The organism is Methyloversatilis sp. RAC08, assembly GCF_001713355.1.
Taxonomy (GTDB): Bacteria; Pseudomonadota; Gammaproteobacteria; order Burkholderiales; family Rhodocyclaceae; genus Methyloversatilis.
Map to the genome: position 1 here is coordinate 1,755,956 of NZ_CP016448.1, position 13,798 is coordinate 1,769,753.

General features: G+C 66.4%; 13 protein-coding genes. 7 read left to right on the top strand and 6 right to left on the bottom strand.

Features of this window, described 5'->3' with window-relative positions:
- Window positions 1-21: 21 nt before the first annotated feature.
- On the bottom strand, window positions 22-843 hold the full coding sequence (locus BSY238_RS08170) for a PEP-CTERM sorting domain-containing protein (protein ID WP_069040553.1): 822 nt from the start codon (window positions 841-843) through the stop codon (window positions 22-24).
- 296 nt (window positions 844-1,139) lie between these two features.
- On the opposite strand from BSY238_RS08170, the gene BSY238_RS08175 reads away from it, so the two are divergent.
- The 5 genes from BSY238_RS08175 (at window position 1,140) to BSY238_RS08195 (ending at window position 5,445) form a co-directional block, all read left to right on the top strand.
- A complete protein-coding gene (locus BSY238_RS08175; protein ID WP_083223976.1) occupies window positions 1,140-2,156 on the top strand; it encodes a glycosyltransferase family 2 protein in 1,017 nt (338 codons plus the stop codon).
- A gap of 2 nt (window positions 2,157-2,158) precedes the next feature.
- On the top strand, window positions 2,159-2,542 hold the full coding sequence (locus BSY238_RS08180) for a GtrA family protein (RefSeq protein ID WP_069038696.1): 384 nt from the start codon (window positions 2,159-2,161) through the stop codon (window positions 2,540-2,542).
- Window positions 2,539-3,318: a ChbG/HpnK family deacetylase gene (locus BSY238_RS08185; protein WP_069038697.1), complete on the top strand. Its 780-nt coding sequence runs from the start codon at window positions 2,539-2,541 to the stop codon at window positions 3,316-3,318. The genes BSY238_RS08180 and BSY238_RS08185 overlap by 4 nt, the downstream gene beginning before the upstream one ends.
- A gap of 121 nt (window positions 3,319-3,439) precedes the next feature.
- Window positions 3,440-5,077 (top strand): glycosyltransferase family 39 protein, encoded by a 1,638-nt coding sequence (locus tag BSY238_RS08190; RefSeq protein WP_150123907.1) that lies wholly within the window; start codon window positions 3,440-3,442, stop codon window positions 5,075-5,077.
- Between the two features lie 23 nt (window positions 5,078-5,100).
- On the top strand, window positions 5,101-5,445 hold the full coding sequence (locus BSY238_RS08195; protein WP_069038698.1) for a hypothetical protein: 345 nt from the start codon (window positions 5,101-5,103) through the stop codon (window positions 5,443-5,445).
- An 85-nt stretch (window positions 5,446-5,530) separates the two neighbouring features.
- Here the strand turns inward: BSY238_RS08195 and BSY238_RS08200 are convergent, their stop codons facing one another.
- Window positions 5,531-7,543: a ribonuclease catalytic domain-containing protein gene (locus BSY238_RS08200; RefSeq protein ID WP_069038699.1), complete on the bottom strand. Its 2,013-nt coding sequence runs from the start codon at window positions 7,541-7,543 to the stop codon at window positions 5,531-5,533.
- A gap of 197 nt (window positions 7,544-7,740) precedes the next feature.
- Between BSY238_RS08200 and mgtE the strand changes: the two genes are divergently transcribed.
- Window positions 7,741-9,147 carry a magnesium transporter gene (gene mgtE / locus BSY238_RS08205; RefSeq protein ID WP_223300343.1) on the top strand — a complete coding sequence of 469 codons (1,407 nt, stop codon included), beginning with the start codon at window positions 7,741-7,743 and terminating at the stop codon, window positions 9,145-9,147.
- A gap of 12 nt (window positions 9,148-9,159) precedes the next feature.
- Entirely contained in the window at window positions 9,160-9,687 is a 528-nt protein-coding gene (locus BSY238_RS08210) for a hypothetical protein (protein WP_069038701.1), read from the top strand.
- Between the two features lie 13 nt (window positions 9,688-9,700).
- Here the strand turns inward: BSY238_RS08210 and BSY238_RS08215 are convergent, their stop codons facing one another.
- The 4 genes from BSY238_RS08215 to BSY238_RS08230 all read right to left on the bottom strand — a co-directional run bounded on the left by BSY238_RS08215 (window position 9,701) and on the right by BSY238_RS08230 (window position 13,793).
- Entirely contained in the window at window positions 9,701-10,519 is an 819-nt protein-coding gene (locus BSY238_RS08215; protein ID WP_069038702.1) for a sulfite exporter TauE/SafE family protein, read from the bottom strand.
- Between the two features lie 133 nt (window positions 10,520-10,652).
- A complete protein-coding gene (locus tag BSY238_RS08220; protein ID WP_069038703.1) occupies window positions 10,653-11,657 on the bottom strand; it encodes a 2-dehydropantoate 2-reductase in 1,005 nt (334 codons plus the stop codon).
- Window positions 11,658-11,756: 99 nt separating this feature from the next.
- Window positions 11,757-13,253 carry a tripartite tricarboxylate transporter permease gene (locus BSY238_RS08225; protein ID WP_069038704.1) on the bottom strand — a complete coding sequence of 499 codons (1,497 nt, stop codon included), beginning with the start codon at window positions 13,251-13,253 and terminating at the stop codon, window positions 11,757-11,759.
- Window positions 13,254-13,283: 30 nt separating this feature from the next.
- Window positions 13,284-13,793, bottom strand: a complete 510-nt coding sequence (locus BSY238_RS08230) for a tripartite tricarboxylate transporter TctB family protein (RefSeq protein ID WP_069038705.1) — start codon at window positions 13,791-13,793, stop codon at window positions 13,284-13,286.
- Between the last annotated feature and the right edge of the window lie 5 nt (window positions 13,794-13,798).

The window sequence follows — 13,798 nt, forward strand, 5'->3', positions numbered from 1 at the left end:
TCGAACCCGTGCGTCGCCGACTCAGGCCATGCGGCGGCGCATGAACGCCATGCCGGCCAGGCCGAGGCCCAGCAAACCCAGTACGCCCGGTTCCGGGATCGGCTGACCGATCGCTTCACGGAAGGTGGTTGCCAGCACAACGCGGTCGATCAGGACGTTGTCCCCCTGATCGAGGTTCGCGGTACGGATGCCGACGCGCGTGATCTGGTTGATGCCCGAATTGCCGACGAAGCTCGCATCGGGCGTGCCCAGATCACCCGCAGTCGGGTTCAGCCAGGCGTCGAAGTTGGTGTAGTTGCCGGCCGCGTTGCGGTACAGGTGACCGACGATCTGATAGGTCTGACCGAGCATCACGTTGCTGGATGCGAGAAAGCTGCCATTGCTGCCGGTCGTGCGCACGAACAGGTCGTTGCGCGACGCATCGTTGGTCACCTCGTTGCCCTTCAGGCCGAGCGTCGGGCGGTTCGATCCTTCGTTGGCGGCGCCGTTCTGCAGCCACAACCCCAGGAAGTCGTTGTTGCCGATGTCGGAACCGGTCGCGACCTGAATGAAGAAGCTGACGAACACGCTGTCACCGGTAAAGGCCGACGACAGGGCGCGGTGTGCGGCGTTGCCGGCGTTCGAGGTGAAGGAGGCCGCTCGGTTGCCGTCCAGATCGACCACCGGATCGCTGACCGATGCCGCGCCGGTGGCGCTCCAGCCGCCGTTCCAGCCCGTGCCGCCGTTGGCGCCGTTGAGTGCGCCCGTTGCGTAGGAAAAATCATCCGAGGCGATGATGGCCGCAGAGGCGTGGCTGGCCGAGGCAGCGAGTGCAAGTGCCAGAGCGATTTTTGCAAGTTTCATGGTGGTATCCCGATCGTGGCGGGCAAACAGCCGAAGCGCGCCCGCATCATCTTTGTGTGGCGACTCGACGTCCATTACTTCGAGTCTGACGATGTCTTGTTTAGCAATCGCCGTGCCACAGCCCGCTCTTTTGTTTATTTTCATGCACTTGCAATTGCAAACAACTGCGCACGCTAACTATCGGAAGGCGCTGTAAAGCCTCCCGACAGCGTCTGCAGGCCGGTACACTGCGCACCTTGCTCACCCGCTTCAACCCTGTTCAGGCCCGCCGCTGCCAGCCACGCGGGCACCCCACAATGATTCCGACCGACCCCGCCAGCCACCGGCTGCAGCCTTCCCTGCGACGCATCGCGGCGCCGGCCTGCGTCAGCATCGTCATCCCCGCCTACAACGAAGCAGGCGCGCTGACCGCCACGCTGGACACGATTGCCGGCCACCTGTCGGCGCTGACGCCACGTTTCGAACTGGTGGTGGTCGATGACGGCAGCCGCGACGCGACGGCGCAGATCGCCTGCGATTGCGCGGCTCGCCTGCCCGTCACGCTGGTGCGCTTTTCGCGCAACTTCGGCAAGGAAGCCGCGATTTCCGCCGGTCTGCAGCACGCGCGCGGTGACGTGGTGGTCTGCATGGACGCCGACGGTCAGCATTCGGCCGAACTGCTGGGCGACATGCTCGCGCGCTGGCGCGACGGCTACGATATGGTCTATGCCGTGCGCGCCGATCGCGGCGAGCAGGGTCTGTTCAACCGGCTCGGCTCCAGAGTGTTCTATGGTCTGATGAATATCGGTGGCCGGCTGGACATTCCGCCCAATGCCGGCGACTTCCGTCTGATGGACCGCTGCGTGGTCGACGCCCTGCTGGCGCTGCCGGAACGTCAGCGCTTCATGAAGGGCATGTACGCCTGGGTCGGCTTCCGTTCGATCGGCATTCCGTACACGCCGCTGCCTCGTGCGGCCGGGGTCACCACGTTCAACCGGCTCAACCTGATGCGGCTGGCGTGGACCGGTCTGACCAGCTTTTCGGTACTGCCTCTGCGCATGGCCAGTCTGACCGGGCTGCTGCTGTCGACGCTGGCCTTTGGCTACGGCCTGTATGAAGTGATCGAAAAGCTGGTGTTCGGCATCGACCTCCCGGGCTGGCCGACCGTGGTGGTCAGCATCATGTTCTTCTCCGGCGTGCAGCTGCTGTTCATCGGCATCCTCGGCGAATACCTGGCGCGCGTTTACGAAGAGGTGAAGGGCCGGCCGCCGTATGTCGTGGCGGAACTCGTGCGGCGCGATCCGGTGCCGCACGCAGACCGGATCGAAGACTGAACATGCGCGCCTCCGTGCTGCTGTTCCTCATCGTCGGCGGCTGCGCCGCCGGCGTGCACTATCTGGTCACGCTGGCGGCAGATGCCGCGACCGGCATGGACCCGGCGTGGTCCAACCTGATCGGTTTCCTGTGCGCCTTTCCGGTCAGCTACCTCGGCCACCGGCGCTTTTCGTTCGCCGGCACGCGAGCCAGTCACCGACAGGCGCTGCCACGGCTGCTGGCGGTGTCGTGCACCGCCTTCGTCGGCAACCAGCTGATGCTGGCCGCGCTGCTGCGTTATACGCCGCTGCCGCTGTGGATCGCGCTGGCCATCGTGCTGGTGTGCGTCGCCATCAGCACCTGGGTGCTCGGCCGCTACTGGGCGTTCGCACACCACACGGCATGAAGACGGTCTTTCTGACGGCCGACGACTATGGCTGTCACCCGGCGGTCGACGCCGCGGTGCTCGATCTGATCGATGCCGGGCGTCTCAGCGGTGCGGCCTGCATGACCCGCGCGCCGGGCTGGACTGCAGCTGCCGCGCACATCGCCACCCGCCACGGCGGTGCCGGTTTTGGCCTGCACCTGGATTTCACCGAGTTTTCTCCGGCTCGCCGCGATCTGTGGCCGTTGATTGCCCTCAGCAATGGCCGCCAATTGAACCTGACGCAGGTGCGCGACGAAATCGCCACCCAGTGCGCGCGGTTCGAGGACGCGACCGGCCACGCGCCGGACTACATCGACGGCCATCAGCACGTGCACCAGCTGCCGCAGATCCGCGACGCGCTGATCGAGGTGCTGCTGACGCGCTACGACAGCCGGCTGCCCTGGCTGCGCATCAGCGGTGCGCGTCCGGGCGACGGCTTCAAGCCGCGCTTCATTGCCGCGCTCGGTGCGCCAGCGCTGTTGCGCCGTGCTGGCGCCGCAGGTTTCCGCGTGATGCCGCGCCTGCTGGGCGCCTACGGCTTCGACTGCGACGCCGCCGGCTACCGCCGCCGGCTGGCGCACTGGTTCGCCACGGCCGATGACGGCGACGCCGTGATGTGTCATCCGGCGACGCAGGCCGTGCCGGGCGATCCGATCGCGCGCGCGCGCACAGTCGAACATGGCGTGCTTGCCGGGGACGATTTCCACGACCTGCTCGCGGCATCCGGCATTCAGATCGGGCAGCTGCGGCCGTGAACAGCGGGCATCCGGCGTTTCATGCTGCCCACCCTGTTTCCACCCGATTTGGCGACGGCATTGTCAGCGCGCCCGCATGTAGCGCGTTAAACCTCCGCACGTTTTCCTCCCGCCGCTCTCCATGCACCCTGTGACACCGACCGCTACAACGTTTCACCCTGCAACGCGCAGCCTCCCGCGCCTGACAGCGTATGGCACCGGACTGGCGCTGTTCGCGCTCATCGCGCTGCACATCGCATTGACCTTCGGCCAGCACGGCATCAGCAACGACGAGTGGGTGCAGCACACCTACGGCCGGCTGCTGCTCGACTACTACGCGTCCGGGCTGACCGACATGTCGGCCTTCCACTACAAGGACCTGTATCTGTATGGCGGACTGTTCGACCTGATCGCTGCGGCGCTCGAACGCGTGCTGCCGATGAATGTGTGGGACATGCGCCACCTGCTGTCGGCGGCGTTCGGCTTTGCCGGCATGGTCGCCGTGTATCGACTGGCGCGGCACCTGCTTGACGACACCGCCGCCTGCATCGCGGTGGCGCTGCTGATGCTCACCGGTGCCTGGAGCGGCGCGCTGTTCACCCACACGAAGGACATTCCGTTTGCCGCCTGCATGGCATGGGTGACCTGGTACACGACGCTCATCGTGGCGCGCCTGCCGGCACCGCCACTCGGGCTGGTGCTGAAGCTGGGCATGGCGATCGGCTTCGCCTTCGGGCTGCGCGTCGGTGCGGTATTCGGCATCATGGTGCTCGGGCTCGGCGTACTCGCATCGATGGCGCTGGTCGACGGCAACTGGCGCGCCCGCCTCGCGCACCTGGGTCGCTCGCTGCGTGCGCTGCTGCCTGCCATGCCGGTCGCGCTGGCGCTGATCGCGCTGTTCTGGCCGTGGGCCGCACAGGCACCGGGCAATCTGATCAAGGCGCTGACCACCTTCTCGCATGTCACCTTCGCGATCCAGACCGTGCTTGACGGCCAGGTCATGGCGATCACCGAGGTGCCGCGCAGCTATCTGCCGATCTATCTTGCCGTGCGTCTGCCGGAACTGGCGCTGGCCGGACTCGTTGCCGCGCTGGGTATGGCGCTCTCCGCGGCGCTGGCAGGACCGCGCCACACGTGGCGAACGCAGCTGCCGTGGCTGACGGTCATTCTGGCGGCGCTGCTGCCGCTGGCGCTGGCCATCGCGACCCGGCCGGCGCTGTACAACGGCATCCGTCACTTCACCTTCCTGCTGCCACCGCTTGCGGTGATCGCCGCCGCCGGGTTGCATGCCCTGTGGCGGCACACGCGCGGCTCGGGCAGCCTGGTAGCTGCGTTCAGCGCGCTGTGCCTGATCGGCGCGCTCGATCCGCTGGTCGCGCTGGCGCGACTGCATCCCTATCACTACGTCAATTACAACCGGCTGGCCGGCGGCTTCGAAGCTGCGGTCGCCGGGCGCTGGGAGGCCGATTACTGGTCGGACGGCGTGCGCGAAGCCACCGGCCTGCTGCGCGACCATCTGAAGGGCACGACCCGGCCAGCCGCGCCCTGGCAGGTCGCGGTGTGCGCCGACCCGGTCGAAGCCGACGCCTGGCTCGGGCCCGAGTTCGTCATCACCCGCGACTGGGTAAGCGCCGACTTCTTCATTTCGACCACGCACATGGACTGCGACAGCGTGCTGGCCGGCCGCGTCATCGGCCAGGTGGCACGCGAAGGCCTGCCGCTGACGATCCTGAAGGACCGGCGCATGCTGACGGCGGAACAGCGCCGGCTGCTGCGCTAGGGTCTCTTGCCACTGAATCGCCCATGAGCCGCACCGATCCGCCGATCGCCCGACATTTCCGCCAGATCCTGATGTGGCCGCTACGGCTGATGCCGCTGCGCAGCGGTGATCAGGTGCAGCGCCACCCGCAGGCCCTGGCCGCCATCACCGACGGCAATCCCTGGCGCGAACAGCGCGACGAATTCACCGGTTCGCCGGTCGACTTCCACGAACGGCACTACCGCGAATTCGTCACCTTCCTGCCGGTGACGGGATCTTGTTGGGCATCGCTGCGCTCACCCCAACCTACGCAGGTGCCGCGACCTCAGAGCCGCGAATGCGCGCGCGACCAACCACCCCGCAAATCAATCACCCGCAGGTTGGGGTAAGCGCAGCGATGCCCAACGGACGAACAGCGCGACAGCGCATGGCCGCAAGATGCTTCGCGACGATTGCAGTGCCTGCAAAAACTGCTTAATCCGCTTCGCCGCTTTCCGGCGCAGCCACCGGCAGTTCCGGCACCGGCGCGTCTGCCGCCGGCGTCTCGGGCGGCAGTTCCGCCTCGGCAATTTCTTCCGCCAGCTCTTCCTCGGACACCTGGGCCGCACCGGCCAGTGCGGCCAGATCGCCGACCCAGCGGGCACGCGCGTCGTTGTCGAGCAGGTTGAGCTGGTCGATCTCGACCTCGACGCGCGAACGCGGATCGCGCGCCGGCAGGCTGGGCGAACGCAGCACCAGCGGCACATGTTCCAGCCGCACCAGGGACTCGCGCAGCACGATGGCCGGCCACACTGTATTGCCTTCGCGCGCCTGCTGGCGCAGCCAGCGCAGGCACCAGTAACGCTCCATGCCGCGCTGGAAGTCGGCGTAGGCCGCATAGGCCAGTTCGAAATCGCGCAGCGCCGACAGCAGCGCCTCCGACTTCGGCGGGAACACCGGCTCTTCGCCGCGCAGCAGCGAAATCATCTGCCACTGATTCACCAGATCGACGTAGCGGCGCAGCGGCGAGGTTGACCAGGCATAGCAATCGACGCCCAGGCCCTCGTGCGGCGCAGCCACCGTGGTCATGCGCACCTTGCCGGCGCCCTGGGCGCGGTACAGCGCCGGAATGCCGGCATCGCGCAGGTCGCTGCCCCAGGTGTTGTTGGCGACGATCATCAGTTCGGCGACCAGCTTGTCGAGCGGGCTGCCGCGCGCGCGGCGCTGGATGTCGATGCGGCCTTCGCCGTCTTCGGTCGTCTGCGCCCAGTCGACGTAGAAATTGAAGTCCATCTGCCCGGCGTTGGCCGACGGCTTGCCGCGGCCGGCTTCCAGCACTTCGGCCAGACGCCACAGCAGCAGCAGTTCGTCACGCCACTCGAATTCGGGCAAGTCGCCGCCGGTGATGGTGTCTTCGTTGAACAGCGGCTCGATTTCGTGGTGGCGCAGATTGGCGGCCACGGCGACCTGTTCGATGCGGCTTTCCTTCGCCGTGACGCGCAGGTCGGTTTCGACATCGAGGTAGAGCGACAGGGCTGGACAGCTGCGGCCGGCCTGCAGCGTGTAGGTATCGACCGCCTCGTCCGGCAGCATGGTGATCTTGCGGCCGGGGAAGTACACGGTGGACAGCCGGCTGCGCGCGATGTCGCCGAGCGGCGTGCCCGGCTGGATGCCGAGCGACGGCGCCGCAATATGTATACCGATGCGCCAGCCACCGCCGGCCTTCGGCTGCACCGAAAAGGCGTCGTCGATTTCGGTCGTGGTGGCGTCGTCGATCGAAAAGGCGCGCACGCCGGCATCGGGCAGATCGCCGGCTGGCGGCACCTCATGCGTCGGAAAGTCGGTGCCGCGCGGGAAGTATTCGAACAGGAAGCGCCCAAGGTGGTACTCATGGCTGGACGCAAAAGCGCCCGCCTTGGCCATCAGGCCGACCACCGACAGGCCGGCCGATGCGGCGGCGGCTTCGACGGCCTTGGTTTCGAGCCGGTTGCGGTCCGGCTTGTAGAGGATCTGCGCGCTGCAGGCCGCGATGTCCGGCGGCGTGCGCCCGGCGAGCAACTCGGCGACCCAGCCATCGACCTGCTCCTGCTGCAGCCGCTTCTTTTCCAGCCCGGCCAGTGCGGCTTTCAGGATGTCGGGCGGCGCCTTGCGGAAGCGGCCCTTGCCCTTGCGGTGGAAATACACCGGTGCGGCGTGCAGGCACAGCAGGATGGCGGCCGCCTGTTCGGCCGTCGGCGCGGCGCCGTGATATTCGCGCGCCAGTTCCTCGAACGGGAATTCGTCGTCGCCGCACACGTCCCACAGGAAGGTGGCATCGAGATCGGTCGCCTGCACTTCTGCTGCAGCCAGCAGTGCAGCCGGGTCGGGACTGGCGAAACGCAGCAGCACATTGGCCGCCTTCACCTTGGAACGCTTGCCGCTCGGCAGTTCGACCTGCAGCGAGGACACGCTGTCGGTCATCACGGAGCCGGCACGGAAGTGGCCGTCCTCTTCGAAAAGAACATTCATGAAGCGGGTACGGAAGAACTCGGACCGCGATTATCGCGGATAAGCGCCGCCCGGGGTCCGCGCGTTGTCGCATTGCGGCAAAAACCCGGAGGCGGCGGACAGTCGACGGCTACAATCGCCTGCCAGCCGCTGCACCGATCACCCTGCCCGAACGGCACCCTGTGGACGAACACGACGAAATTCTGCCGCTTGATGCAATGCACCGTCGCCTGAAAGAGGTGAGGTCGCTGCTCGACCGTCAGAAACGCGTCGAAAGCCTGTTGCACCGTCAGGAAATGCCGCGTCACGACCTGGTGGAAACGCTGGTCGCCAAGCAGCACCACAGCGAGCTGACGAAGAAGCTCGACACGATGCACCCGGCCGACATTGCCTACATCCTGGAGGCGCTGCCGCCGGAAGACCGGCTGCTGGTGTGGGATCTGGTGCGCGCCGACCGCGACGGCGAAATCCTGCTCGAAGTGTCGGACGCGGTACGCGAATCGCTGATCGACGCGATGGAGCCGAAGGAACTGGTGGCCGCGGTCGAACAGCTGGACGCCGACGAACTGGCCGATCTCGCGCCGGACCTGCCGACCGAGGTCATGCAGGACGTATTCAGCGCGCTCGACGTCGAAGAGCGCGAACAGCTGCGTTCCGCGATGTCCTACCCGGACGATTCGGTCGGCGCGCTGATGGATTTCGACATGGTCACCGTGCGCGAGGACGTGACGCTCGAAGTGGTGTTGCGCTATCTGCGTCGCTTCGATGAACTGCCCGACCACACCGACCAGATCTTCGTCGTCGACCGCGAAGAAAAACTGCGCGGCGTGCTGTCGCTGAGCACCCTGCTGATCAACGACGGCGATGTCGAAGTGGCGGCCGTGATGCGCGAGCACCCGCTGGTGCTGCACGCCTCGGACGACGCCGAATCGGCCGCCCAGGCGTTCGAGCGCTACGACCTCGTGTCGGCGCCGGTGATCGATCACCACGATCAGCTGATCGGCCGGCTGACGGTGAACGAGGTGATGGACTTCATCCGCGAACAGTCGGAAGAAGAGTTGCTGGCCCAGGCCGGCCTGCGCGAGGAGGAAGACATATTCGCGCCCATCATGGATTCGGTGCGCAACCGCTGGGCCTGGCTGGCGATCAATCTGGGCACCGCCTTCTTCGCCTCGCGCGTCATCGGCGCCTTCGAAGGCTCGATCGAGAAACTGGTCGCGCTGGCCGCGTTGATGCCCATCGTGGCCGGCATCGGCGGCAATTCGGGCAACCAGACCATCACGATGATCGTGCGTGCGATCGCGCTCGGCCAGATCGCACCCGATGCGGCACGCCGGCTCTACCGCAAGGAAATGGGCGTTGCCCTGATTAACGGCATCGTCTGGGGCGGCCTGCTCGGCCTGCTGGCCGCCTGGCTGTACGACTCGTGGGCGCTGGGCGCCGTCATGAGCGCGGCGATGACGCTGAACCTGCTGCTGGCCGCCTTCATCGGCGTGACGGTGCCTATCGTGTTGGCGCGGCTCGGCCGCGACCCGGCTGTCGGCGGTTCGGTGCTGATCACCGCGGTCACCGACTCGGGCGGCTTCTTCATCTTTCTCGGGCTGGCCACCCTGGTTTTGCTCTGATCGGGACCGACAATGCGCATCCGGTTATTCACTGCCAGCCTTGCCCTGATGATCGCCGGCGCCAGCGCCGAAGCGGCCGACCGCGCGCTGACCGTCACCTGCGCCGAAGCGGGCGCGCTGGAACTGAGCGTGCCGGACACCTGGTCGGTCGAGGAAAGCCGGCACGATGTGCGCATGCCGCCGACCGTGACCGTGTCGGCACCGGATGGCAAGGCACAGTGGGTGGTGACCGCAGTGTGGAAGGCGGCCGATCGCAAGCCGCCGTCAACGCTGGAGGAAATCCGCACCCGCGTGGCGCGCACCGCCCAGACCGTCGGTGCGGCCGATGCACCGCTGCAACCGCTGCCGGCAAGCGCACCCGCCGGCTACTTCTTCGACGCCGGTGGCGACATCACGCCGGAGCCGTTCTCCATGCTGCGTCAGGGCATGCTGAAGGTGGGCGAGCTGACAGTGAGCTTCACGGCCATGGGTGCGGCAGGCCGCAGCGCCGATCAGGACGCGCTGGTGGAGCGGCTGGCCCGGGCCAGCCACCGCCGCTGACGCCCGGCGCGGATCAGGCGTTCCACAGCTTCCACAGCATGCGCACGGCCAGCGCGACCAGCAGCAGCGAAAACAGCCGCTTGATCAGCGGCACCGGCAGCCGGTGTGCGGCGCGCGCGCCGAGCTGTGTCGTGAACAGGCTGCCCGCGACGATGGCGGCCAGCGCCGGCAGGTGCACATAGCCCAGCACCTGCGGCGGCATGTCCGGCACGCCCCAGCCATTGAAGATGTAGCCGGCCGTGCCGCCAAGCGCGATCGGCAGGCCGAGCGCGGCAGAGGTGCCGATGGCCTGACGGATGTCGCGGTTGCACCAGGTCAGGAAGGGCACCGTCAGCGCGCCGCCGCCGATGGCGACCAGCGCCGACACCACGCCTATGCCGCTACCGGCCACGATCAAACCGCCTGCTCCGGGCAACTGACGGGCAGGCTTGGGCTTGAAACCGATCAGCATGGTCAGTGCGACGTAGCCGATGAACACCGCGAAGATCAGTGACAGCACCTGGGTCGACACTTCGCGCGCGATGAAGGTGCCGAACAGGGTGCCGATCAGCACGCCTATGGTCATCGTGCGCACGGTTGGCCAGTCGACCGCGCCGTGCGCATGGTGGGTGCGCAGGCTGATCGCGGCCGACGCGACGATGGCCGCCATCGAGGTGCCGAGCGCCAGATGCAGGATGTGGTCGGGCGTGACGTGCAGCCGTTCGAACAGGCTGACCAGAATCGGCACCAGCAGAGCGCCACCGCCGATGCCCAGCAATCCGGCCAGGAAGCCTGTGACGGTGCCCAGCAACAGGCAGGCGAGCACGAACTCGGTATCGGGGAAGAAAATCATGGTGCGGACATCATGGTGCGCTGCAAAAACCGCTATCTGAACACAGGCCGCAGTGCGACCGCAAAGCCTGCGTTGCGCAGAAACACACAGGGCACCCTCAGGTGCCCTGTGACGGCAACGGCTGCGCGGTGGGTCAACCGGCGATGGCCAGCTTGCCGCGCTTGTCCGACAGCGTGCGCGCCAGCAGCGACACCAGCGCATACACCGCATCGATGTTCGGCGTCGGGATGCCGGTGATGCGGCCCAGTTCACGCACCGAGCCGACCAGCGCCTCGAATTCGAGCGGCCGGCCGGCTTCGACGTCCTGCAGCATCGAGGTCTTGTGCGCGCCGACCGCTTCGGCACCGGCGATGCGCTTGTCGAGCGCGATCTTGAATTCAACGCCCAGCTTCTCGCCGACCGATTGCGCCTCGCGCATCATGTTGGCCGCCAGTTCGCGGGTCAGCGGGAAGCGGCAGATGTCTTCCAGCGTGGCATGCGTCAGCGCCGAAATCGGGTTGAAGCTCAGATTGCCCCACAGCTTCACCCACATTTCGGAGCGGATGTCCTTCGACACCGGCGATTTGAAGCCGGCGGCGATCATGGCCTGCGACAGCGCCTCGATGCGCGGCGAGCGCGAACCGTCGAGTTCGCCCAGCGTGAAGCGATTGCCTTCGATCAGCTTGATGACGCCCGGCTCGACCAGTTCGGACGCCGGATACACCACGCTGCCGATGACCCGCTCGACTTCGATGTTCGCGGCGACGATGCCGTCCGGGTCCACCGAAGTGACCGGCGTGCCCTCGTAATCGCCGGCCAGCTTGTGGAAGTACCACCACGGAATGCCGTTCTGCATCGTCACGACCATCGTGTCCGGGCCGAACAGCGCCCGCATGTCGGCCGCGACATCCTTCACCTGATGCGCCTTGAGCGTCAGCAGGATCACGTCCTGCACGCCGGCGTCCGTCATCTTCTGCACGCCGCGGATGTCCGGCGCGTGCTCGACCGTGCCGTCTTCCAGCATCAGCGACATGCCCTTCGCCTGGATGGCGGCGAGGTTGGGGCCACGCGCGATGCAGGTGACTTCATTGCCGGCACGCGACAGCTTCACGGCCAGATAACCACCGATGGCGCCTGCGCCAACGACTGCAATCTTCATCTTTTCATCTCCCTCGAGAGCGCGGCGGCGCGCCGGACACCGGTCACGCCGCCGCCGGCCGCGCCCGGCCGTCGTGCGGCGGGCGCAGCGGGTTTCAGATCAAGTGCGGCGGCGCAGCTGGTGCTTCAGCACCGGCACTATGGGCCACAGCAGCATCACGAACGACAAGGCCATCAGGCCGCCGACCAGCGGATTCGCCCAGAAGATGTCCAGACTGCCCTGCGACAGCAGCATCGACTGGCGGAAGCTAGACTCGGCCATGTCGCCCAGCACCAGCGCGAGCACCAGAGGCGCGAGCGGATAGCGCAGCTTCTTGAACAGGTAACCGAACACGCCGAACACCAGCATCATCACCACGTCGAAGATCGAGCTGTGCACCGTGTAGGCGCCGATCGCGCAGATGACGATGATGATCGGGCCGATGACCGAGAACGGAATGCGCAGGATGGCTGCCCACCACGGCACGGTGGTCAGCACGATGATCAGGCCGACGATGTTGCCCAGATACATCGAGGCGATCAGGCCCCATACGAAGTCCGGTTTTTCGGTGAACAGCAGCGGACCCGGCTGCAGGCCCCAGATCAGCAGGCCGCCCAGCAGCACGGCGGCGGTCGGCGAACCCGGAATGCCCAGCGTCAGCATCGGCAGCAGGGCCGACGTGCCGGCTGCGTGCGCCGCGGTTTCCGGCGCCACCACGCCTTCGATGTTGCCCTTGCCGAACGAATCCTTGTCCTTTGCACCGCGACGGGCCAGGCCGTAGGCCATGAAGGAGGCCGGCGTGGCACCGCCCGGCGTGACGCCCATCCAGCAGCCGACCAGTACCGAGCGGATCGAGGTTTTCCAGTAGCGCAGCAGTTCAGCCCAGGTCTTCAGCACCACGTCGAGCTGGATCTTCGCGCTCTTGCCCTTGAAAGCCAGGCCTTCTTCCATCGTCAGCAGGATTTCGCCGATGCCGAACAGGCCGATCACCGCGATCAGGAAGTCGAAACCCTTCAGCAGTTCGGTCACGCCATAGGTCATGCGCAACGTGCCGGTCACCGTGTCCATGCCGACCGCGGCCAGCGCGAAACCCAGTGCCATCACGGCCAGCGTCTTGGCCGGTGGCTCCTTGCTCATGCCGACAAACGAACAGAAGGTGAGCATCTGCACCGCGAACATTTCCGCCGCACCGAATTTCAGCGCGAACCTCGCCACCAGGGGAGCGAGGAAGGTGATCAGCAGCACGGCGAAGAACGCACCGACGAAGGACGACGTGAACGCCGCGGTCAGCGCGGCACCCGCGCGTCCCTGCTGCGCCATCGGATAGCCGTCGAACGTGGTCGCGACAGACCACGGCTCACCCGGAATGTTGAACAGGATCGACGTGATCGCGCCACCGAACAATGCGCCCCAGTAGATGCAGGACAGCATGATGATGGCCGAGGTCTGGTCCATCGAAAAGGTCAGCGGCAGCAGGATGGCGATGCCGTTGGCACCGCCCAGACCGGGCAGCACGCCGATCAGGATGCCCAGCGTGACGCCGAGCACCATGAAGCCCAGGTTGGGCAGCGTCATCGCGACGCTGAACCCGTGCATGAGGTTATTGAGTTCGTCCATCTCGGTCTCGGAGGATGAGTTCTTGTGGTGTCACAGACCGAGCATCAGCTCGATCGGACCTTTTGGAAGCGGCACGAGAAACCAGCGCTCGAACAGCAGGAAGGCGCCCAGCGGCACGCCGATCGAGGTGATCGCCGTGGCCAGCCAGCCGAATTTGCCGTGCACCTTCATGAAGAAGGCGATCAGCACCAGCGAAGACACGTAAATGCCCAGGAACACCACTGCCGCCACATAGATGGTCAGCGGCACCAGCATCTGCATCACCGAGCGCAGTTCAGTCCAGCTGGCGAACTGCGGCTGCGCGCGCCTGAACTTCATCAGCGCGGTGATCAGGATCCAGCCGCTTGACGCCAGCAGGATGCAGCCGATGTAGAACGGGAAGTAGCCGGCGCGCGGGCCTTCGCCCTCTTCCCAGCCGATGCCGACGCGGATGCTGTCGATGACCGCGATGATTCCCATGACGAACAGGAACAGCGCGACCAGTAGTTCCGGCCAGCGGTTGGACAAGCCGGCTTCAGCGGCTTCCTCGGATCGCTCCATCACGA